17 protein-coding genes and 4 tRNA genes are annotated in these 20,881 nt (G+C 60.2%); 10 read left to right on the top strand and 11 right to left on the bottom strand.

Annotated features, from left to right (window positions below; translation table 11 throughout):
• Positions 1–232: 232 nt before the first annotated feature.
• The 6 genes from E8K79_RS04205 to E8K79_RS04180 all read right to left on the bottom strand — a co-directional run bounded on the left by E8K79_RS04205 (position 233) and on the right by E8K79_RS04180 (position 3,895).
• Entirely contained in the window at positions 233–1,960 is a 1,728-nt protein-coding gene (locus E8K79_RS04205; RefSeq protein WP_162604589.1) for a choice-of-anchor D domain-containing protein, read from the bottom strand.
• A gap of 269 nt (positions 1,961–2,229) precedes the next feature.
• A tRNA-Ala gene (locus tag E8K79_RS04200) sits at positions 2,230–2,305 on the bottom strand.
• A gap of 68 nt (positions 2,306–2,373) precedes the next feature.
• A tRNA-Leu gene (locus E8K79_RS04195) sits at positions 2,374–2,460 on the bottom strand.
• Positions 2,461–2,626: 166 nt separating this feature from the next.
• Positions 2,627–3,115: a ferritin-like domain-containing protein gene (locus E8K79_RS04190; RefSeq protein ID WP_136513607.1), complete on the bottom strand. Its 489-nt coding sequence runs from the start codon at positions 3,113–3,115 to the stop codon at positions 2,627–2,629.
• A 304-nt stretch (positions 3,116–3,419) separates the two neighbouring features.
• A tRNA-Leu gene (locus E8K79_RS04185) sits at positions 3,420–3,506 on the bottom strand.
• A 92-nt stretch (positions 3,507–3,598) separates the two neighbouring features.
• Positions 3,599–3,895 carry a hypothetical protein gene (locus tag E8K79_RS04180; protein WP_136513606.1) on the bottom strand — a complete coding sequence of 99 codons (297 nt, stop codon included), beginning with the start codon at positions 3,893–3,895 and terminating at the stop codon, positions 3,599–3,601.
• Between the two features lie 296 nt (positions 3,896–4,191).
• Here E8K79_RS04180 and E8K79_RS04175 point away from each other — a divergent pair, with 296 nt between their 5' ends.
• Positions 4,192–4,413: a hypothetical protein gene (locus E8K79_RS04175; RefSeq protein ID WP_136513605.1), complete on the top strand. Its 222-nt coding sequence runs from the start codon at positions 4,192–4,194 to the stop codon at positions 4,411–4,413.
• Positions 4,414–4,428: 15 nt separating this feature from the next.
• Here the strand turns inward: E8K79_RS04175 and E8K79_RS04170 are convergent.
• The 5 genes from E8K79_RS04170 to gap all read right to left on the bottom strand — a co-directional run bounded on the left by E8K79_RS04170 (position 4,429) and on the right by gap (position 8,221).
• A tRNA-Leu gene (locus E8K79_RS04170) sits at positions 4,429–4,515 on the bottom strand.
• A 60-nt stretch (positions 4,516–4,575) separates the two neighbouring features.
• Entirely contained in the window at positions 4,576–4,989 is a 414-nt protein-coding gene (secG, locus tag E8K79_RS04165; protein ID WP_136513604.1) for a preprotein translocase subunit SecG, read from the bottom strand.
• A gap of 98 nt (positions 4,990–5,087) precedes the next feature.
• Positions 5,088–5,843: a triose-phosphate isomerase gene (gene tpiA, locus E8K79_RS04160; protein WP_136513603.1), complete on the bottom strand. Its 756-nt coding sequence runs from the start codon at positions 5,841–5,843 to the stop codon at positions 5,088–5,090.
• A 105-nt stretch (positions 5,844–5,948) separates the two neighbouring features.
• Positions 5,949–7,148 carry a phosphoglycerate kinase gene (pgk, locus tag E8K79_RS04155; protein WP_135869628.1) on the bottom strand — a complete coding sequence of 400 codons (1,200 nt, stop codon included), beginning with the start codon at positions 7,146–7,148 and terminating at the stop codon, positions 5,949–5,951.
• Positions 7,149–7,225: 77 nt separating this feature from the next.
• On the bottom strand, positions 7,226–8,221 hold the full coding sequence (gene gap, locus E8K79_RS04150; protein ID WP_136513602.1) for a type I glyceraldehyde-3-phosphate dehydrogenase: 996 nt from the start codon (positions 8,219–8,221) through the stop codon (positions 7,226–7,228).
• A gap of 278 nt (positions 8,222–8,499) precedes the next feature.
• Here gap and E8K79_RS04145 point away from each other — a divergent pair, with 278 nt between their 5' ends.
• From E8K79_RS04145 to E8K79_RS04105, 9 genes are all read left to right on the top strand, one after another.
• Positions 8,500–10,569, top strand: coding sequence for an ATP-binding protein (locus E8K79_RS04145; RefSeq protein WP_136513601.1), 2,070 nt, complete (start codon positions 8,500–8,502; stop codon positions 10,567–10,569).
• A 113-nt stretch (positions 10,570–10,682) separates the two neighbouring features.
• On the top strand, positions 10,683–11,453 hold the full coding sequence (locus E8K79_RS04140; protein WP_136513600.1) for an MBL fold metallo-hydrolase: 771 nt from the start codon (positions 10,683–10,685) through the stop codon (positions 11,451–11,453).
• Positions 11,454–11,554: 101 nt separating this feature from the next.
• Positions 11,555–12,850 carry an adenylosuccinate lyase gene (gene purB, locus E8K79_RS04135; RefSeq protein WP_136513599.1) on the top strand — a complete coding sequence of 432 codons (1,296 nt, stop codon included), beginning with the start codon at positions 11,555–11,557 and terminating at the stop codon, positions 12,848–12,850.
• Complete coding sequence (locus tag E8K79_RS04130; RefSeq protein ID WP_136513598.1) at positions 12,843–13,931, top strand: mechanosensitive ion channel family protein; 1,089 nt, start codon at positions 12,843–12,845, stop codon at positions 13,929–13,931. Before purB ends, E8K79_RS04130 begins: the two co-directional genes overlap by 8 nt.
• Positions 13,915–16,899 carry a phosphoribosylformylglycinamidine synthase subunit PurS gene (locus E8K79_RS04125; protein WP_136513597.1) on the top strand — a complete coding sequence of 995 codons (2,985 nt, stop codon included), beginning with the start codon at positions 13,915–13,917 and terminating at the stop codon, positions 16,897–16,899. The genes E8K79_RS04130 and E8K79_RS04125 overlap by 17 nt, the downstream gene beginning before the upstream one ends.
• Before the next feature lie 100 nt (positions 16,900–16,999).
• On the top strand, positions 17,000–17,824 hold the full coding sequence (locus E8K79_RS04120) for a phosphoribosylformylglycinamidine synthase subunit PurQ (RefSeq protein ID WP_136513596.1): 825 nt from the start codon (positions 17,000–17,002) through the stop codon (positions 17,822–17,824).
• Between the two features lie 144 nt (positions 17,825–17,968).
• Positions 17,969–19,390 carry an amidophosphoribosyltransferase gene (purF, locus tag E8K79_RS04115; protein ID WP_136513971.1) on the top strand — a complete coding sequence of 474 codons (1,422 nt, stop codon included), beginning with the start codon at positions 17,969–17,971 and terminating at the stop codon, positions 19,388–19,390.
• Positions 19,387–19,935, top strand: coding sequence for an orotate phosphoribosyltransferase (pyrE, locus tag E8K79_RS04110; protein ID WP_136513595.1), 549 nt, complete (start codon positions 19,387–19,389; stop codon positions 19,933–19,935). Before purF ends, pyrE begins: the two co-directional genes overlap by 4 nt.
• A 180-nt stretch (positions 19,936–20,115) precedes the next feature.
• Positions 20,116–20,787: a YkgJ family cysteine cluster protein gene (locus E8K79_RS04105; RefSeq protein ID WP_136513594.1), complete on the top strand. Its 672-nt coding sequence runs from the start codon at positions 20,116–20,118 to the stop codon at positions 20,785–20,787.
• Positions 20,788–20,881 lie beyond the last annotated feature (94 nt).

Raw genomic sequence — 20,881 nt, 5'->3', positions numbered from 1 at the left:
ACTGCTGCCGTTCAATATAGCGAAGCTCCCACGGTTGTACAGCGAGTGAGACAATTAAATTGCAGCCCCTTCTGCTTTAATGTTGAGAGGAAGGAAACGGGGGGAGCACTGCCGTGGTGCCGGTAACCAGCCGGTCATCGGTTAGGCGAGGTGGTGCAGTGGCAGGTAAGGGGGGCGCTTGGTGAAAGGGGGGCAGGGGCTTAAGCCCCTGCCTTTTGGGGAGGGTGAGGTGCTAGGGGATAGTACCGAAGGCGGAGTTGTTCGATTCTTCGGACTCCGCGACGCTGTTGGCCGGGTCGATCACCGCTTTCAGGTACAGGCTGCCTGGGTCCGTCGTCCCTGTTGAGTAACGTATCAAAGTCGCCTTGCTCGCGCCTGCCGTGATGCCGGCGAACTTGTAGGTCCCGATCAGCGTATCGTGGCTGGTAGACTTGGTGTCAGTAGAGAGATAGACGTTCACGGTGACGTTGACGGCGGTCGCACTTCCTCCATTGATGGTGGTCAACGTGCCCGAAACAGAGTAATTGCTGCGCTTTTGGGTCTTGCTCACCTTGGACCATGCCCCGTACAGGTCGGGGAGAAGGTTGGATCCGACGCCGGTGAGGGAGACGGTCGCGGGGCTGTCCGGATCGTCTGAGGGGATAGTCAGCGTAGCCGATTGCGGTCCTTCCACGGTCGGGGTGAAGCTTACAGTGGCGGTGCAGCTCGTGGAGGGCGACAGCGTTGTCTTTGAACAGTTGTCCGTAGTCATCTTGAAATCCGCGGCTCCGGCTAGCGAGAGCTGGCCCACAGTAAGGGGAGCCGTCCCCGTATTGGCGACAGTGAAGGTCTGCGTCGTATTGGTGTTGAGTTTGCGGCTGCCGAAGTTGTACGGGCTGGGCGAAACCGAAAGCTTGGGGGCGCTAGACGCGGGCGCCAGGTTGACGATGCTCACCCCCCATAAAGCCATCCCCCCGTAACTTCCGCCCCAGGCCATGGGGTGATTGTCGTTGTCCCAGGTGTCGTGGATGTGCACCGTGTTGGGGTCGCTGTAGCCGACGCCGACTACTGAGTGTCCTTCTAGGTTCAAAAGGACGGGACGGCCGGCGTCGATCTCAGCCTTGAACTGCGCATAAGAGAAGCCTCCGGCGTGCACGTTGTCGGTCATCTGGGTGTAGCAGTCGGTGACCGCGTAGCCCCGTGCCTCGTAGAAGAGTTTTCTTCCGTAGGTGCCGTCCAGCCTTGCCTCGTTGTACCCCTCCATGTCGGCGCAGGTAAGCGGGGTAGCCGCATTGATATAGTAGAAGGAGGTCGAGCCGTCTACGTTGTTATAGGCGGACTGGCTTGTCTTCATGTAATCGCCGACGGCATCCCCCCATTCATGCTGCGTCCACCGGCCTATGTAAGGATCCCTCCGGGCACTCAGGTAGGAGATCCAGTAGTTGTCTATGGAGCCCAGGGTGGTTCTGCCGTCAAGTCCCATGTGGGAGGCAATGAGCGGGTTGTTGGGATAGGAGTCGCCGATCTTGTCGATCCAGGTACCCCAGGCCTCATCCTGCATGAGCGGGATCACGCCGCCGCCAGTGGGACCCGTGTAGATGTTCGGGTATCCGGTGCGGTCGTAGTACCCGGCGATCATTGAGCCTGAAACGGCGGAACAGCCAAAGACCCACTGGAAGGCGGGGACTTCCGGCAGCATGTTGCCACCAGCGGCGAGTGTTGGTGCCGGAAGCGGGGTTGTCGCTCGGATGTGGTACCCGTAGGGAGGTTTCGGCGGGCCGTTTATCTCGGCTCGCTCGAGGATGCTGTTGTCACTGTAGAGGGTGGCCTGGGTGCTGAAGTAAGGATTGATCCGTTTTACCGGGCCTTGTGAGACGGGAACCTTGCCCGGTGCGGGTTGAGCGGCGACGGCCAGGGGGGAGAGGGCGGCAAGAAGCGACATGACTGCCAAAGAGTACAATGCGGCTACCGGTCTTCTCATTGTGTTTCCCTCCATTCAGGCTTTAATGGCACTTTCAAGCAGTTGAGGGGGGGGCAGAGTAGTTACGTGGATTTTATCAGCATTCTCTGAAGAAATAGGGCGGTAGTAGATAATGTCGGGAGTGGGACGAAATGTCACATCGGGGGAGCTGCTGATCTGTGGATGAGAGAGGGGGGATGGTTCGAATTTAAAATCTTGGCAAAGGGGGGCTCTGCGGCAGCGTTATCAAAAGAAAAGGGCCAGGCATAATACCTGGCCCTTCTTATTGATGGTGGAGCTACGCGGGATCGAACCGCGGACCTCTTGAATGCCATTCAAGCGCTCTCCCAACTGAGCTACAGCCCCATCTGATTGTGCTCGCCCTGTAAAGGAAGAAAAAAGAGGTTAGGCCGTTGCCTAACCTCTTGATCTTTTGGTGCCGAAGACTGGAATCGAACCAGCACACCCTTTCGAGTACTAGAACCTGAATCTAGCGCGTCTACCAATTCCGCCACTCCGGCTTGCGAGAGACCTACTTATAGCATCGGACGCCTTCCCGTGCAAGAAAAAAATGCCTGAATGATTATCTTTTTCGGCCATGCGGGTTAACTGATCGAAAAATCTCCGGATGCTAAAAAGGGGGCTCGATGGCCCCCTGGGTGTCGCTTTTGTGACCGGGTAATGACGCTACTCCCTGACGTAGGTGTCCATGTCAGACTCGTCCACCATGGCCATGATGCGCGCGTACTCGGCCTCGATGGTGAGGAAGTGGTTGTGCGTCTCGTTGGCGTTCCAGAGGAAGATCTCCTTGATGGAGGAATCGGTGATCTTCGCTGCAGTCTCACGAAGGGCCTTTTCCAACTGGGTCTCTTTCTCCATGGCGTACTCAAGGGCCTTCTGCTCGGTGAAGTCGGGGCCGATCACCTTCTGGATGGAGTTGACCCAGAGTGCCTCGTTCTGGGGAGGGGCGGTGATGAACTCTTCAAACGAGCCGAGCTCGCTCCCCTTGTAGGCCTTGAAGAACTGGGCGGCATGTTCCTTCTCCTCCCTGGCCAGTTGTTCGAAAAGCCGCTTCGCTTCTTTGTCCTTCATCTGCTGTGCGCCGATCTGGTAGAAGTTCATCGCGTTCTTCTCGGTCTGGATGGCCTGCTTGAGTGCGTCCTGCATGTCTTTCATATAACCCTCCGTGTCTTTGGATATCATTAAATTGTTGGTGTAAACATTATATGGGGTGTTGATTGGTTGTCAACCGGACTACTTTACTGATTTTTGCTGTCAGGACAGGGGAGCGGGGAGTGTCGATTGGATGAGTGATGTGTAATGTTGGACTTCGAGATGGCATGGAGTGATTCTGAGACGAAGCATTGCTTCTTGATTTGCTGAAAGACAGGGTGATGGGGGGCTGTGACTGTAAATCACAGAGTAGGGATGGATAAAAACAAAAACGCCCCAGCTGTAAAGCTGGGGCGTTGCGTTTGTGTGGTGCCGAAGACGAGACTCGAACTCGTACAGGCTATCGCCCGCCACCCCCTCAAGATGGTGTGTCTACCAATTCCACCACTTCGGCGTTGAAGAACCACATAACTATCATTAGCTGAGCGCGAAGTCAACAAAATAAACCCGGGTGGTGCATTTTGTTCTGATCCCGTACTGCTTCATTTACTTCGCGCTGCGACGCGGCGAGTCGGTAGGGATAACCGGTCCTTCCGTCGGGTCACGCTGTGGCGTTCCCTGTGCCCATCGTTCGTGCAGCGGCGACGTCAGCGGGATGTCGGCTCCTTCCGCAGGGTCGCGTCCCGGCGTGAAGTCCAAGCTTTCGAAGCGGCTGCTTATCGTGCCCTGGCCGGTTTTTTCGTTTCTACCGGCCCGGGTGAGGAACTGACCTCCCACCGCACCCTGGTGCTGTCGGTCGAGTTCTTCGGCTGCGTTGGATCTGCTGTGGATGTGCCTTTTCATATGGACCTCCTTTTTCCCCTCCTTCGCCAAGGTCGCGGGGGGGGCAGGTTCTCCATTCGCCAAGCTACGGGGACAGGCGGTTGATGGTCTTGAACTTGGCCCACCTTTCCTTTGTTTGCCTATTATCTTACTCCGGTTGTGGTGAGAGGTGCCAGAGGGGAGGGGGGTATGATCTGGGAAGTGGCTGGGGAGGATTGGGAAAAGCAAATCCCCCTGTCCCCCCTTCGCAAAGGGGGAGACTTTAGGGCGTCTTCAGCGCTTCGTGGGAACTTGGACTGGGAACTTGGACTGGGAACTTGGACTGGGAACTTGGACTGGGAACTTGGACTGGGAACTTGGACTGGGAACTTGGACTGGGGACTGGGACTGGGACTGGGGACTTGGACTGGGACTGGGACTGGGACTGGGACTGGGACTGGGACTGGGACTGGGACTGGGACTGGGACTGGGACTGGGACTGGGACTGGGACTGGGTAATCCAGGCGGGAATGAAAAAAGGGCTACGGTGTGTACCGTAACCCTTTGATCTTTTCTGGTGCCGAAGACGAGACTCGAACTCGTACAGGCTATCGCCCGCCACCCCCTCAAGATGGTGTGTCTACCAATTCCACCACTTCGGCAGGAAGAACCAGACTTTTAACATTACTCGTTAGAGATGTCAACAGCAAATCTCTAATTAATTACTTTGCCGGTGCTGCGGGAGCCGCGGGTGCCGCGGGTGCTGCCGGTGCGGGAGCTGCAGGCGCGCCAGGTGCTGCCGGTGCGGTAGCGGGTGCACCCGGTTTCATCGGCTGCTGCAGCGGCATGCCGCCCATGGGGGCCGGTTTGGCTTTGGGAGCCTTGGACATGATGGACGAACCGCCGCCTTTGCCGGAGATGAAGGCGAGGGAGAGGGAGGTCAGCATGAAGATTACCGCGGCGTAAGTGGTCAGCTGGCTCATGAAGGTGTTGCCACCGCCTGCGCCGAACACGGACTGGCTGCCGCTGGCGCCAAACGATGCCCCCATCTCGGCCCCTTTGCCGGACTGCAGCAAAACGACCACGATAAGCGCGAAACAGACCATGACATGCAGTGTTACCAGTAGAATAGTCATTAAAAAACTAACCTCCGAGAGTGTTCAAAGAGACTGCCAAAAAGTCTTCTTAACATACAAAGAGTCTATCTAACATACTTGTTCAAAAATACCAAGCACTATTCACCAAACCGGACGATCGAGGCGAAGGATGCCCCCTTGAGGCTCGCACCTCCCACGAGGGCACCGTCGATGTCCGGGCGACTCATGAGCCCCTTGACGTTCTCGGGCTTCACCGAACCGCCGTAGAGGATGCGCACCTTGTCGGCTGCGTTTTTCCCGAGCAGTTGCGCGACTACACCGCGGATAAAGGCGTGCGCCTCCTGCGCCTGGTCATCGGTGGCTACCTTGCCGGTGCCGATGGCCCAGACCGGTTCGTAGGCGACGATGACCGCTGCGAACTGGGTTTCCGTGAGCCCTTCGAGGCCACCCTTCACCTGGCGCTCCAGCACCTTGAAGGTGTTGCCAGCCTCGCGCTCCTCGAGGGTTTCGCCGATGCAGAAGATCGGCACCAGGGCCCCTTTGAGCGCGGCCTTGATCTTCTTGTTCACCGTGGTGTCGGTTTCGCCGAAGTACTGCCTGCGCTCGGAGTGGCCGATGATGACGTGGCTTGCACCGGCGTCGAGCAGCATACGCGGGGATACCTCGCCGGTGTAGGCCCCTTCCTCTTCCCAGAAGACGTCCTGGGCTGCGAGGCTGATGCCGGTGCCGGCAAGAGCGGCGGGGAGGGCAGGGAGCACGGTGAATACCGGCGCCACCACGATCTCGACGTTATCAACGCCGGTAACCAGCGGCGCTAGCTCCTCGATCAGGGCGAGTGCCTCGTCCTTCGTTTTGTACAGTTTCCAGTTGCCTGCTATGACCGGCTTGCGCATCTAATCCCTCCTCAATGACAGATCAGAATAAAATTAGGGTTAGAAAAAGGTCGAGGTCGAGGGCTTTGACTTGTCAGCCGCAACCCTCGCCCCTCCCTCGTCTCTTTACTTATGCCCCTTGTCCTCGAGCACCTTGATGCCGGGGAGCTTCTTACCTTCCAGGAGCTCGAGGAAGGCGCCGCCGCCGGTGGAGATGTAGCTGATCTTCGCGTACTCGCCTGCGCGGTGCACCGCAACGTCGGTGTCGCCGCCACCCACGATGGTGAGCGCGTAGGAGTTGGCCACGGCCGAGACCATGGCGAAGGTGCCGCGGGAGAATGCGTCCATCTCGAACACCCCCATCGGGCCGTTCCAGACGATGGTCTTCGCGTTCTGCAGCGCCTCGGCGAAGAGGGTGACCGTTGCGGGGCCGACGTCGAGCGCCATCCATCCCTCGGGGATCTCCTGGATCGGGGTGACCTTGGTCTCGGCGGCGGGGTTGAACTGGTCCGCCACGACGCAGTCGACCGGGAGGTAGAACTTGACCCCCTTCTGACGCGCCTTCTCGTAGGTCTTCATGGCGGTCTCGATCAGGTTGTCCTCGACCAGCGACTTCCCTACGTTGTAACCCATCCCCTTCAGGAAGGTGAAGGCCATGCCGCCGCCGATGATGATCTTGTCCACCTTGTCGCACAGGTTCTCGAGCACCTCGATCTTGCCGGAAACCTTGGCGCCGCCCAGGATGGCGACCAGCGGGCGGATCGGGTTCTTCATAGCCTTCTCGAAATAGTTCATCTCGTTCTTCATCAAAAAGCCCGCAGCGACAACCGGGAAGAAGTCGGTGATCGCCTCGACGGAGGCGTGGGCGCGGTGCGACACCGCGAAGGCGTCGTTCACGTACACCTCGCAACCGTTGACAAGGGCCTTGGCGAAGTCGGCGTCGTTTTTCTCCTCGCCGTTGTAGAAGCGGACGTTCTCCAGCATGACCACGTCGCCGGGCTGCATGGCGTCGATCATGGCGCGCACTTCGTCACCGATGCAGTCGACGGCGAGCTTCACCTCCTTGCCCAGAAGTCTCGAAAGACGCTTCGCGGCCGGGGCCATGGAGTACTTCTCCTTGCGCTCCCCCTTAGGGCGTCCCAGGTGCGAGGCGAGCACGATCTTCGCCTTGTTGTCCAGCGCGTAGTTGATCGTGGGGAGTACCGCACGGATCCTCGTGTCCTCGGTGATGTTCTGGTGCTCGTCCAGCGGCACGTTGAAGTCGACGCGCATGAACACTTTCTTGCCGGCAAGGTTTTCGATTTCATCGATGTAGCGAATTGACATGATTCCTCCTGGTTCATTAAAAATAAACGGGGGGGCGACTGCTCCCCCCCCGCGGTTTGTCATAAGCTCCGCTCCTGTCAGAGCATGATTCTCATAAGCCCCACCACGCGGCTGGAGAAGCCCATCTCGTTGTCGTACCAGGAGATGACCTTGACCATGGTCCCGTCGATTACCTTGGTGCAGCCGGCGTCGACGATCGAGGAAAGGGCGTTGCCGTTGAAGTCGGTGGATACGAGCGGCTCCTCACAGAAACCTAAGATCCCCTTGAGCGGCCCATCGGCGGCAGCCTTGAGCGCCGCGTTCACCTCTTGCGCATCGGTCGCCTTCGAGAGTGTAGCGACCAGGTCCACCACGGAGACGTTCGGGGTCGGCACGCGGATCGCCATGCCATCCAGTTTCCCCTTGAGGGCCGGAAGCACGAGGGATACCGCCTTGGCGGCGCCGGTGGTCGTGGGGATCATAGAGAGGGCCGCAGCTCTTGCACGGCGCAGGTCCTTGTGCGGCAGGTCGAGGATGTTCTGGTCGTTTGTGTACGAGTGGACCGTGGTGACGAGGCCCCTCTCGATGCCGAAGCTGTCCTGGAGGACCTTGGCGACCGGGGCGAGGCAGTTGGTCGTGCAGGATGCGTTGGAGACGATATGGTGCTTGTTCTTGTCATACTCCTTGTCGTTCACGCCGAGCACCACGGTGAGGTCGGGGTCGGTGGCGGGCGCCGAGATGATCACCTTCTTCGCCCCGGCGGTCAGGTGCTGCGCCGCCTTATCGCGCGCCGTGAAAAGGCCGGTGGACTCGAGGACGATGTCGATGCCCATCTCTTTCCAGGGGAGCTCGGCGGGGTTTTTCACCGCGAGTACCTTGATAGCCTTGCCGTTCACGACGATGTTGTTGCCGTCGACGGAAACTTCGCCGGGGAACTTGCCGTGTACGGAGTCATACTTTAACAGGTGCGCCAGGGTCTTGGCATCAGTCAGGTCATTGATCGCAACAAATTCAAATTCTTGCGTGCCCGCAGCTGCCCTAAGTACACAACGTCCGATTCGGCCGAATCCGTTAATCGCCACTCTTAAAGCCATGTGCTCCTCCCGTTAATTAAGTATTCCTTCACAATTGGGCATACTAACAGCCGATGGGGTGGTCGTCAAGATTTTATTCAAGATAATTTCGGGATTGTCGATAGCGATGAAGAGCCGGTATAGGCAGGGTTTTTACGGTTAATCGAGACCTTGCGATTTGTTTTTTATCGGTGAATAAATACACATAATAATTGACTTTTCGCAGAAGTATAAATTATGCTGGCGTGGACCATGATGCGCACCATTTTCCAACACGCGGGCTGCTGGACATTTACTTGATGAAAATGACACTGGAAAAACGCATCCTTCTCTTCTCCTTCCTGATCCTCTTCCTTACTATCTTCATTAGTTCAGGTATGGATATCATGGCGTTGCGCAAGGACCAGGTGAGCGCGCTCAATCTGCGCTCCAAGGGTCTCGCCGTGGCGCTCAAGTCCAACATCGAAAAGGTGTTGAACCTGGGGCTAGAGCTGAAGGACATGACCGGGGTCTCAGAGAAGTGCCGCGAGATCATCGAAGGGAACCCGGACATCGCCTACTGCGTGGTGACCGACCTCGGTGGGCGCGTGCTCTTCGCCAGCGATCCCCGTTTCAACGCCATGCCGCTGCAGCCGCAGCAGCAAAAGGAAGAGTCGCGTCCCGGTGACGAGCCGGTTTACAAACGGCGCGTCTCCATGGTGTTCGACGGGACCCACAACTCTTATTACGACAACGCCGTCATGGTGATGAGCCCTTACGGCAAGCCGATCGCCCAGGCGCACGTCGGTTTCAGCGAACAGGTTGTCTTCGACAAGATGCGCGGCATGGTGCTAAAGACCCTCCTGTTGCTCGCATTCTCCCTGATCACCTCCTTCACCCTCATCATGCTCTTCATGCGGCGCTACGTCACCCAGCCGATCTCGGTCCTTCTGAAAGGGGTGAAGCAGATCTCCGAGGGTGCCTTCGACACCCATATCGGCGAGGTGCAGGTCGACGAGTTCAACGAGCTCGCCAGAAACGTGAACATCATGTCGCAGTTCCTGAAGAACAGGGACGCGGAGATTAAGAAGAACTACCAGGACATGGAGCGAACCTTCGAGGAGTTGCAGGCCTCCTACCGCAAACTGGAGACCCTCTCCACCGACCTAGAGCGTTCCGAGGAGCTGTACAAGTCGCTCATGGAGGATGCAAGCGACGCCATCGTCGTGATCGGGGCGGACGACTCGATCCGCATGGTGAACAAGATGGCGGAGGAGTTCTTTGGGTACGAGGCAAAGGAACTCGTGGGACTGCCGCTCACCAAGATGCTCCTTCTTTTGAACATCAGCAATATCCCTAAAGTACACCGGATCTTCCGCGAGGCCTCCGAGGGGGCGCACATCGCCGAGGAGATGCAGCTCTCCAGGAAAGAGGGGGGCGCCATGGTCGCCATGCTGCACGCCTCAAGCATCAAGAGCGGCTCCGAGACCCTCGTTCAGGCCATCTTCCGCGACGTGACGCGCGAGAGGGAAATCATCCTGAACCTGGAGAAGAGCTCCGCCGACCTTGCCCGCCTGAACCGGATGAAGGATTCCTTCCTGGGGCTCGCCTCGCACGAGCTGAAGACGCCGCTCACCGTCATCATGGGGTACTCGGAGCTCATCACCACCGATCTCGCCGACAAGGTGGACAAGACGGTCCTCGAGATGGTGGTGAACATCGCCAACGCCGCCTCGCGCCTGGACAACATCATCAAGGACATGGTCGACGTCTCCATGATCGACGAGAAGAGGCTGCAGTTGAAGGTGGAGGACATCCAGCTGAACCGTCTCATCGAGGCCTCGGTTAACGAACTGCGCTTCTTCTTCTCGATGAGAAAGCAGGAGGTGGAGCTGCACCTCGACGAGTCGCTCCCTTCAATACGCGGCGATGCGCTAAGGCTCATGCAGCTACTCTCGAACATCCTTGGAAACGCCATCAAGTTCACCCCGGATGGCGGGCGCATCACGGTGAGCAGCTCCGCGAAGTACCTACTGCGCGGACCCGCGGGGTCGGCGGAGGGACGCGAGCATCACCTGTTCCTGGAGATCACCGTGACCGACACCGGTATCGGCATCGACCGCGAGGACCAGCTGCGCGTATTCGACAAGTTCTACGAGGTGGGTAACATCCAGGAGCACTCAAGCGGCAAGGTCGCCTTCAAGGCGAAAGGGGCGGGGCTTGGCCTCTCCATCGCCAAGGGGATCGTCGACATGCACGGCGGCGAGATCTGGGTCGAGTCCACCGGCTACAACCCGGAGCGCTTCCCGGGTTCCACCTTCCATATTCTGCTCCCACTGGCGCCCGGTCTGGGCGAGGGGAACACCGACTACAGCAGGCTCCTGCGTTAAGCAAAACTCAGCAACTTCATCTTGAATCCGCTACCTGTTTCCTGTATAAAAATAAGGTTTTTCTGCCGTTCATGAGCCCCGTGCGGGCGATGTGCGAATTCTCGGAGGGATGGATGAGGCTCAGCCTCCTGGCAAGTGGCAGCAAGGGGAATTCCCTGTTTCTGGAAACCGATGCCTGCCGTTTGCTGATCGATGCCGGCCTCTCCGGCCGGGAGACGATGATTCGGCTCGCCTCGATTGGCGTCGACGCCGACACCCTGGACGGCATCATGGTGACGCACGAGCACGGCGACCACATCCGCGGCGTGGGAGCGCTCGCCCGGCGCCTGAAGATTCCGGTGCTCTGCTCGAGCCTTTTGCTGCAGGCGGCTGGCCACACCATCGGCAAGGCCGAGTTCATCGAGTTCGAGGCCGGTTCCCCCTTCGCCTTCAAAGGGGTGTCGGTCGACCCCTTTCCGATCACCCATGACGCCTGCGATCCGGTCGGCTTCCGCATCGAAAGCGGCGAGGGGTGCATCGGTTTCGCAACCGATTTAGGGATCGCCACCCGGCTCACCCAGGAGAAGCTCAAGGGGTGCCGGGCGCTGGTTCTCGAGTTCAACCACGACGAGCAGATGCTGCAGGACGGCCCGTACCCCTGGCATCTAAAGCAGCGCATCCGCTCCCGCCACGGGCACCTCTCCAATTCGGAGGGGGCGAACCTTTTGGAGGAGCTCCTGCACCCCGAGCTGCAGGGGGTCTTCCTCTCACATCTCTCCGAGGTGAACAACGATCCGGCGCTGGCCTTTGCCGCCGCCGACGGGCTTTTAAAACGCCAGAACCTGTGCGGCCCTGACCTCTTCGTCGGCTGCCAGCACAAGGTCTGCGGCGTGTTCTCCGCTTGATCCTTTGCGCCGGGCGTCGAAAAGGGGGCTCCCCTAGTGACGCGCGGTGCAGCTGTTTTCGCCATACAAAAAACTAGACATGCAAGAAGGGGGAACTATTCGTGATCGAACGTTACAGCCGTCCTGAAATGACCCGCATCTGGGAACCGGAAAACCGCTACCGCAAGTGGCTCGAGATCGAGATCTTCGCCTGCGAGGCGCACGCCGAGATGGGGCGCATTCCCAAGGACGCCGTGGCGCGCATCCGTGCCAAGGCAAGCTTCGACGTGGAGCGCATCGACGAGATCGAGCGCACGGTAAAGCATGACGTCATCGCCTTTCTCACCTCGGTTGCCGACTACATCGGCGACGACTCCCGCTTCGTTCACCTGGGGCTCACCTCCTCCGACATCCTCGATACCTCCTTCGCCATGCTCCTCAAAGAGGCGGGCGAACTGATCATCTCCGACATCAAGCGTCTCATGGCGGTGATCAAGACCCGCGCCTTCGAGCACAAGATGACCCCGCAGATGGGTCGCTCGCACGGCATCCACGCCGAGCCGGTCACCTTCGGCCTCAAGATGGCGCTTTGGTACGACGAGATGGCCAGGAACCTGAAGCGGATGGAGTCGGCCCTGGAGACCATCTCCTACGGCAAGATCTCCGGCGCGGTCGGCACCTTCGCCAACATCGACCCGCAGGTCGAGGAGTACGTCTGCAAGAAGGCAGGCCTGAAGCCCGCTCCCTGCTCGACGCAGGTGCTGCAGCGTGACCGTCACGCCGAGTACTTCACCACCCTCGCCATCATCGCCTCCTCCATCGAGAAGTTCTCGGTCGAGATCAGGCACCTGCAAAGGACTGAGGTGCTCGAGGCGGAGGAATTCTTCAGCAAGGGGCAGAAGGGGTCCTCGGCGATGCCGCACAAGCGTAACCCGGTCCTCTCCGAGAACCTGACCGGTCTTTCCCGCCTGATGCGCGGCTACGCCCTCTCCGCGATGGAGAACGTGCCGCTGTGGCACGAGCGCGACATCTCCCACTCCTCGGTAGAGCGCATCATCGGCCCGGACGCGACGGTAACGCTCGACTTCATGCTGAACCGCGCCATTGGCCTCATCGAGAACCTCGTGGTCTACCCCGAGAACATGATGAGAAACCTGAACCAGATGCGCGGCCTCATCTTCTCCCAGCGCGTGCTTTTGAAGCTCGCCGAGGCGGGTGCCTCCCGCGAGAAGGCGTACGCCCTGGTGCAGAGAAACGCCATGAAGGTGTGGGAAGAGGGCAAGGACTTCCAGACCGAGCTTTTGAACGACGAAGAGGTGGCCGGTTTCCTCCCCGCCGAGGAGATCAAGGAAGCCTTCGATCTCGGTTACCATCTGAAGCATGTCGACACCATTTTCACGAGGGTCTTTGGTGGATAGCATCCTGTACTACCTGGCGCCCGACGAGATGGATCCCTTCCTTCTCTTTTGGGGCAAGCAGGCACTCATCTCCGCCGTAATCATCGGCGCTTTCTACCTCCTCTCCAGGCTGGTGCAGCAACTGCTGACCAAGGTCGGCACGCGCCTTTGCTCCTTCACGGAGACGGATCTCGACGACAGGATCCTTGAGCGGGTCTCCGGACCCGCCATGCTCCTCGTCAACTGCGCCGGTCTGTATCTTGCCATCAGGCGTCTTCCACTGCACGACCGGATCGGCATCATCGCCTCGGGGCTTCTCTTCGTGGTGAACATCTCCATCCTCACCGTCATCGCCTACCGCGCCCTCGACGAGCTCTTGAAGGCGTACGGGGCGCGCGTTGCCGGTGCCGAGATGAGTCGGCAGCTCATGCCTCTCGTGGAGAAGCTCTGCACCATATTCCTGGTGGTCACGGCACTCATCATCACGCTAAAGCATTTCAACTACGACATCCTCTCCCTGGTCACCGCCCTTGGCGTCGGTTCCCTCGCCATCGGTCTCGCCGCGAAGGACACCCTGGCGAACATGATCTCCGGGTTCACCCTGATGATCGACCGCCCGTTCCGCATCGGCGACCGGATCACGCTCGGCGCCCAGACCGGGGACGTGATGGACATCGGTCTCAGGAGCACCAAGATCAAGGGGCTCGACAACACCCTCCTGATCATCCCGAACTCCGAGCTGTGCAACTCCAACCTGATCAACATGGCCTTTCCCGATGTACGCGGCAAAGGTAGGGTCAACGTCGGCATCGGCTACGAGTGCGACGTGGCGCGCGCCAAGGAGATCATGGTGCAGACCGCCCTCGACGTTGCCGAGGTGCTGAAGGACCCGGCCCCGGAGGCGTTCTTCGTGAACTTCGGGGACAGCGCCCTGAACCTCTCGCTCTTCTTCTGGGTTCCCGAATACACCCAGGTCTTCGGCGCGCAGGACAAGATCAACAGCGTGCTCCTCAAGAGATTCCAGGAAAACGGCATCAACATCCCGTACCCGACGCGGACGGTCATCTATGAAAAGGACACCAACAATGCCCCACAGGATTGAGATCACCCTAAAGGACGAGGTCCGCGACCCGCGCGGCGAACGTATCAAGCGTGAGATCGGACACTTCCTCCATCTCGACGTGGCCGAGGTACGCACCATCGACGTCTACACGGTCGATGCCGAGCTCTCCGCCGACGAGCTGGCGCAGGCTGCGGCCGGCCCCTTCAGCGATCCGGTCATCCAGGACTACTCAATCGACAAGCCAGCTGCGGCAAGCTTCGACTTCCTGGTCGAGGTCGGCTTCCGCGCCGGCGTGACCGACAACGTCGGGCGCACCGCCAAAGAGGCGATCGGCTATCTGCTCGGTCGCCAGCTGGCGGCGGGGGAGGGGGTCTACACCTCGGTACAGTACCTCCTCTCCGGCAAACTGACCCAGGCCGACGCGGAGAAAATCGCCACGGGGCTTTTGTGCAACACCCTGATCCAGCGCTACCAGATCCTCGACGCCGCGACCTTCAAGGCGCAGGGGGGCGTTGCTCCCTTCGTGCCGAAGGTGCAGGGCGAGGCGAAGGTAGAGGTGAACACGGTGAACCTTGAGGTCTCCGACGAGGAGCTGATGCGCATCAGCCGCGACGGCGTGCTGGCGCTTACCCTGGACGAGATGAAGATCATCCAGGCGCACTACCGCGATGAGAAGGTGCGCGAGGAGCGCGTGAAGGTAGGTCTCTCCACGGCACCCACTGACGTCGAGCTCGAGGCGCTGGCGCAGACCTGGTCCGAGCACTGCAAGCACAAGATCTTCTCCGCCGACGTCACCTACGAGGACGGAGAGGGGAACACCGAGAAGATCAACTCCCTTTTCAAGAGCTATATCCAGAAGACCACCGCCGACGTACGCGCGGCGCAGGGTGACAAGGATTACTGCCTCTCCGTCTTCAAGGACAACGCGGGCGTCATCAAGTTCAACGACGACTGGTCCCTCGTCTTCAAGGTCGAGACGCACAACTCCCCGTCGGCACTGGATCCTTACGGCGGGGCGCTCACCGGCATCGTCGGCGTGAACCGCGACCCGTTCGGCACCGGCAAGGGCGCCAAGCTCATCTTCAACACCGACGTCTTCTGCTTCGCCGATCCTTTCTACGAGAAGGAGCTGCCGAAGCGCCTTCTGCACCCGCGCCGCATCTACGAGGGTGTCGTCGAGGGGGTTGAGCACGGCGGCAACAAGAGCGGCATCCCGACCGTGAACGGCTCTCTCGTCTTCGACGAGCGCTTCGCAGGGAAACCGCTGGTCTTCTGCGGTACCGCAGGCCTCATGCCCGCCGCCATCGCGGGTGAAGCGTCCCACGTGAAGAAAATCGTTCCGGGCGACCTGATCGTCATGACCGGCGGCCGCATCGGCAAGGACGGCATCCACGGTGCGACCTTCTCCTCGGAGGAGCTGAACGAGAACTCGCCGGTTTCCGCGGTGCAGATCGGCGACCCGATCACCCAGAAGCGGATGTTCGACTTCCTGATACGCGCCCGCGACAAGGCGCTTTACCGCTTCATCACCGACAACGGTGCAGGGGGGCTTTCCTCCTCCATCGGCGAGATGTCCGAGGAGTGCGGCGGCTGCGAGCTCGACCTCTCCAAGGCGCCGCTCAAGTACCCGGGCCTTGCCCCCTGGGAAATCCTCATCTCCGAGGCGCAGGAGCGGATGAGCCTCGCCGTTCCCCCGGAGCAAATCGACGAGTTCATGGAGATGGCGAAGCGCTACGGCGTCGAGGCCACCGTGCTCGGCACCTTTACCGATTCCGGCATCTTCCACATGCTCTACGGCGAGAAGACCGTGGCGTACCTGCCGCTTTCCTTCATGCACGCTGGGCTTCCCCCGATGCAGATCCCGGCGCGCTGGGAAAAACCGGTGCACGAAGAGCCGAAGCTCGAGGTATCCGGCGACTACACCGGCGACGTCAAGGCGCTTCTCTCCTCGCTCAACATCTGCTCCAAGGAGAGCGTCGTGCGCCGCTACGACCACGAGGTGCAGGGCGGTTCCGTGGTCAAGCCGTTCACCGGCGTCGACAACGACGGCCCGTCTGACGCCGCCGTGGTCCGTCCCGTGCTCGACTCCTTCGAGGGGGTCGTCGTAGGGCACGGCATCTGCCCGCGCTACAGCGACATCGACGCCTACGACATGGCGGCGAACGCCATCGACGAGGGGCTCAGGAACTACGTCGCCGTCGGCGGCTCGCTCGATCTCGTCGCCGGTCTGGACAACTTCTGCTGGTGCGACCCGGTCCTCTCCGACAGGACCCCGGACGGCCCCTACAAGATGGCGCAGCTCGTGCGCGCCAACAAGGCGCTCTACGACTACTGCACCTTCTTCTCCATGCCGCTCATCTCCGGCAAGGACTCGATGAAGAACGACTTCTATGACGGCACGACCAAGATCTCCATCCCGCCGACCCTTCTCTTCTCGGTCATCGGCAAGATGGAGGACGCGCGTCTCGCCGTGACCATGGACGTGAAGCGCGCCGGCGACCAGGTGTACCTGCTGGGCGCCACCGGGAACGAGCTGGGTGCTTCCGAGTACCTGGTGCAGAAAGGCTTCGTCGGGAACAACGTGCCGAAGGTCGACGCTGCAGCAGCACTTGCCACCTACCGCGCCTACGGTGCCGCCCTGAACGCGGGTCTCGTCGCCTCCTGCCACGACCTCTCCGACGGCGGCCTTGCCGTCGCCGCGGCCGAATCCGCCTTCGCAGGCGGTTTCGGGATCGAGCTCGATCTCGCCAAGGTTTCCTTCAAGGGGGATGGCAAAAGCGACGTCGTGCTCCTCTTCTCCGAGTCCGCATCGCGCCTTCTGGTGACGGTGCGTCCCGAGAGGGCGGAGGCCTTCGAGAAGGCGATGGCGGGGACCGCGTTCGCGAAGATCGGCGCGGTAACCGAGGAGCCGACCCTGAAGGTGAAGGGGCTTTCCGGCGGCGTGGTGGTGAACGCCGCTAACGCCGAGCTGAAGGCCGCCTGGCAGGCGCCTTTGAAGGACCTTTAAGCGGTCCATATCGCGAATCTTTTATATGCAGAAAAAAAGCGGGTTATGCCATAATGCATGGCGTTGTGCCCGCTACCAACTTCGATAGAGGACTTAATAGATGACCAAGGCTAAAGCGCTTGTCATAACAGGCAACGGCACCAACTGCGAGATGGAGGCGGCCCACGCCTGCAGGCTGGGCGGATTCGACGAGGCGCGCATCGCCCACATCGCCGAACTCCTCACCGGCGAGGTGAGCCTGGACGATTACCACTTCCTGAACCTGACCGGCGGCTTCCTGGACGGCGACGACCTCGGCAGTGCCAAGGCCCAGGCGAACCGACTGCGCTACGCGGCCGTCGAGGGGAAAGAGGAGCGCCTGGTGGACCAGATCACCCGCTTCATCGCCGACGGCAAGCTGATCCTCGGCGTATGCAACGGCTTCCAGCTCCTGGTGAAGATGGGGATGCTCCCGGCGCTTTCCGGGAACTACCTGAACCAGACGGTGACCCTCACCTACAACGAATGCGGCCGCTTCCAGGACCGCTGGTGCTACCTGAAAGTGGACGCCGATTCCCCGTCGCTCTACACCAAGGGGATCGAAGGCGGGGTTTATCTCCCGGTGCGCCACGGCGAAGGGAAGTTCCTCGTGGACGACGCGAGGACGCTAGACGCAATCGAGGCGAAGCATCTCGCTGTTCTTAAGTATTCAGATGTGAATTACAGTGCACCTACCATGGAGTTCCCGGAGAACCCCAACGGCTCGATCAACGCCATCGCCGGCATCTGCGATGAGACCGGAAGGATCATGGGGCTCATGCCGCACCCCGAGGCCTTCGTGCACCGAACCCAGCACCCGCGCTGGACCCGCGAGGAGCTGCCGGAAGAGGGCGAAGGGCTCATCTTCTTCAAGAACGCAGCGAAGTACGTGAAAGAGAACTTCTAACCGAACTCTCCCCCTCCCTTGACGGGAGGGGGCAGGGGGGTGGGTGAAGCCGGCGACGGCAACCATGATGGCACCTACCCCCACCCCCTCTCCCCCTCCCGCAAGGGTAGGGGGGACTAAAGACAAGGAGCAGTCGTGGAAGAAATGATGATGCGCAGGCCCGAAGAAGAGTGCGGCATTTTCGGTGTCTTCAACCACCCGGAGGCGTCCAACCTCACCTACCTTGGGCTCTACGCCTTGCAGCACAGGGGACAGGAAAGCTGCGGTATCGTCTCCTCTGACGGTGCCAACCTGCACGCACATAAAAGCATGGGTCTCGTCGCCGACGTCTTCGGCAACCAGGAGATCTTCAAGACCCTTCCCGGCCGGTCGGCCATCGGCCACGTCCGCTACTCGACCACCGGGTCGTCGGTGATCAAGAACGTACAGCCCATCAACGTGGATTACTCCCGCGGCTCCATCGCGGTCGCCCACAACGGCAACATCGTCAACGCCCAGATCATCAAGGACGAGCTCGAGGCCTACGGTTCCATCTTCCAGACCACGATGGACACCGAGATCATCGTGCACCTGCTCGCCACCTCCAAGGCCAACTCGCTTCTGGACCGCCTGACCGATGCACTGAACCGGATCCAGGGCGCCTACTGCCTTCTCTTCCTGACCGAAAGCCGCATGATGGCGGCGCGCGACCCTAACGGCTTCCGCCCGCTTTGCCTCGGTCGGCTGGGAAGCGCCTACGTGGTCGCCTCCGAGAGCTGCGCCCTCGACCTGATCGACGCCGAGTTCATCCGCGAAATCGAGCCGGGCGAGGTGATCGTCATCGACAAAAATGGCATGACCTCCTTCTTCCCGCTTAAGAAGGCGGAGCCGACCCCGTGCATCTTCGAGTTCGTCTACTTCGCGCGTCCGGACTCCCACATCTTCGGCAAGAACGTGTACCAGGTGCGTAAGGCTCAGGGGCGCCAACTGGCCCGCGAGCACAAGGTCGACGCCGACATCGTCATTCCGATCCCGGACTCCGGCGTTCCGGCCGCCCTTGGCTACGCCGAGGAATCCGGCATCCCGTTCGAGCTCGGACTCATCCGCAACCACTACGTCGGGCGTACCTTCATCGAGCCGCAGCAGGCGATCCGTCACTTCGGCGTGAAGATTAAGCTGAACCCGGTACGCGAGGTGCTCAAAGGCAAGCGCGTCGTCGTCATTGACGACTCCATCGTGCGCGGCACCACCTCCAGGAAGATCGTCAAGATGATAAGGAACGCGGGCGCCTCCGAGGTGCACGTGCGCATCTCCTCGCCGCCGACCAGCTACCCCTGCTACTACGGCATCGATACCCCGAACCGCAAGGAGCTGATCTCCTCGTCCCACTCCATCGACGAGATCCGCCGCTACATAACCGCCGACTCGCTCGGCTATCTTTCCGAAGAAGGTCTCATGTCTACCGTCGGCGCGGAAAACGCCGGCTTCTGCACCGCCTGCTTCACCGGTGGCTATCCGGTTAAATTCCCGCGTCTGCTCGAAGAGCCGCAGATGGGACTATTCGAAAAGGAGATCGAGAAGAAATGAGCGAGAAGGAAAGGCTGAAGAAGATCATTATTGAGCTGTCCTACGAGAAGAGGAACGTGACCTTGGCTTCCGGTCGTCAGAGCGACTTTTACTTTGACGGGAAGCAGACCACGCTGCACCCCGAGGGCGGCTACCTGACCGGCAAGCTCTTCTTCGATGCGATCAAGGACGTGGAAGGGGTTGAAGGGGTAGGGGGGCTCACCCTGGGCGCCGACCCGATCGCCACCTCGACCTCCGTGGTGAGCTTCCTGGAAGGTAAGCCTGTTCCGGCTTTCATCATCCGCAAGGAACCGAAAGGCCACGGCACCGGCGCCTGGTTGGAAGGGCGCAAGAACCTTAAGCCCGGTTCCAAGGTTGTCATCGTCGAGGACGTGGTGACGAGCGGCGGTTCCTCCATCAAGGCTATCAAGCGCGCCGAGGAAGAAGGGCTGAAGGTACTCGGCGTGGTCACCCTGGTGGACCGCGAGGAAGGCGGCCGCGAGAACATCGAGTCGGAAGGGTACTGGCTGAAGTCCATCTTCACCAAGGCCGAGATCCTCGCCTAGTTCACCCGGCATCACCTGTTTCATTGAAGGCGGCAATTGTTCCATTGCCGCCTTTGTTTTTCCTGCTCCTCCACCCGGAGGGGGGAGGTCGGGAGGGGGGAAGCATGAACATGACGCTGCGCGCCCCCTCCCTGACCCTCCCCCTTCAGGGGAGGGGACCATGGACGGATTGTTTTCTTTATGGACGAAATACTGCAAAGAAATAAAGAGTTGCTCTCCCAGGTGGATGCCTGGTTCTCCCGCTCCATGGAGGCTTACCCGGAGCACATCGCCTGCCAAAGCGGCTGCTCGGCCTGCTGCCGGAGCACCTTCGACATCACGCTCATGGACGCCTACTACCTGAAGCTGGGCTTCGACGCCTTGCCTGTCCCGGTCAAGGATGCAGTGCTGGCCAAGTGCCGTGAACGGCTCGCCTTGATGCGGGAGCATTGGCCGGAGCTCGACCATCCCTTCGTGCTGAATTACCGCCCGGAGGAGGACTGGGAACTCTTGATGCCGGACGAGGACGAGACTCCTTGCGTGCTCTTAGGCGACGACGGGCGCTGCCTCGTTTACCAAAACCGCCCGATGACCTGTCGTTTGCACGGCATTCCGCTTCTCGACACGGAGGGGGAGGTGATGCACGACGAGTGGTGCACCATGAATTTCACCGACGTCGATCCGCTGGAACTCCCGGGGCTCGCCGCACCGTTTGATGCCATCTTCCGCGAGGAGGTGGCGCTGTTTCGGGATTTCACCGGGCGGCTGCTGGGACGGAGGATGAGTGAGCTGGACACCTTTATTCCGCTCGCGCTGCTCATCGACTTCGACGGTTTCGACTGGAAACGCTGGGCGAAGGAGGGGGGCGAATAATTATTCGTCCCTACAGTGGACGGGGATTGCAGGAAGTCCTTAACGATTGCCTTGTTCTTCCGTCGGGGCGAATAATCATTCGCCCTGGCGCGCA

This window comes from Geomonas edaphica (assembly GCF_004917075.1).
Taxonomy (GTDB): domain Bacteria; phylum Desulfobacterota; class Desulfuromonadia; order Geobacterales; family Geobacteraceae; genus Geomonas; species Geomonas edaphica.
Note: the sequence above shows the minus strand (reverse complement) of the source record. Positions and strands in the feature narration are given on the sequence as shown.

What these genes read in the sequence shown, in the direction of transcription:
- E8K79_RS04205 (WP_162604589.1), bottom strand. Translation starts at nt 1,960, where the DNA reads ATGAGAAGACCGGTAGCCGCATTGTACTCTTTGGCAGTCATGTCGCTT.
- E8K79_RS04190 (WP_136513607.1), bottom strand. Translation starts at nt 3,115, where the DNA reads ATGAAAGACATGCAGGACGCACTCAAGCAGGCCATCCAGACCGAGAAG.
- E8K79_RS04180 (WP_136513606.1), bottom strand. Translation starts at nt 3,895, where the DNA reads ATGAAAAGGCACATCCACAGCAGATCCAACGCAGCCGAAGAACTCGAC.
- secG (WP_136513604.1), bottom strand. Translation starts at nt 4,989, where the DNA reads ATGACTATTCTACTGGTAACACTGCATGTCATGGTCTGTTTCGCGCTT.
- tpiA (WP_136513603.1), bottom strand. Translation starts at nt 5,843, where the DNA reads ATGCGCAAGCCGGTCATAGCAGGCAACTGGAAACTGTACAAAACGAAG.
- pgk (WP_135869628.1), bottom strand. Translation starts at nt 7,148, where the DNA reads ATGTCAATTCGCTACATCGATGAAATCGAAAACCTTGCCGGCAAGAAA.
- gap (WP_136513602.1), bottom strand. Translation starts at nt 8,221, where the DNA reads ATGGCTTTAAGAGTGGCGATTAACGGATTCGGCCGAATCGGACGTTGT.
- E8K79_RS04145 (WP_136513601.1), top strand. Translation starts at nt 8,500, where the DNA reads ATGAAAATGACACTGGAAAAACGCATCCTTCTCTTCTCCTTCCTGATC.
- E8K79_RS04140 (WP_136513600.1), top strand. Translation starts at nt 10,683, where the DNA reads ATGAGGCTCAGCCTCCTGGCAAGTGGCAGCAAGGGGAATTCCCTGTTT.
- E8K79_RS04125 (WP_136513597.1), top strand. Translation starts at nt 13,915, where the DNA reads ATGCCCCACAGGATTGAGATCACCCTAAAGGACGAGGTCCGCGACCCG.
- E8K79_RS04120 (WP_136513596.1), top strand. Translation starts at nt 17,000, where the DNA reads ATGACCAAGGCTAAAGCGCTTGTCATAACAGGCAACGGCACCAACTGC.
- purF (WP_136513971.1), top strand. Translation starts at nt 17,969, where the DNA reads ATGATGATGCGCAGGCCCGAAGAAGAGTGCGGCATTTTCGGTGTCTTC.
- pyrE (WP_136513595.1), top strand. Translation starts at nt 19,387, where the DNA reads ATGAGCGAGAAGGAAAGGCTGAAGAAGATCATTATTGAGCTGTCCTAC.
- E8K79_RS04105 (WP_136513594.1), top strand. Translation starts at nt 20,116, where the DNA reads ATGGACGAAATACTGCAAAGAAATAAAGAGTTGCTCTCCCAGGTGGAT.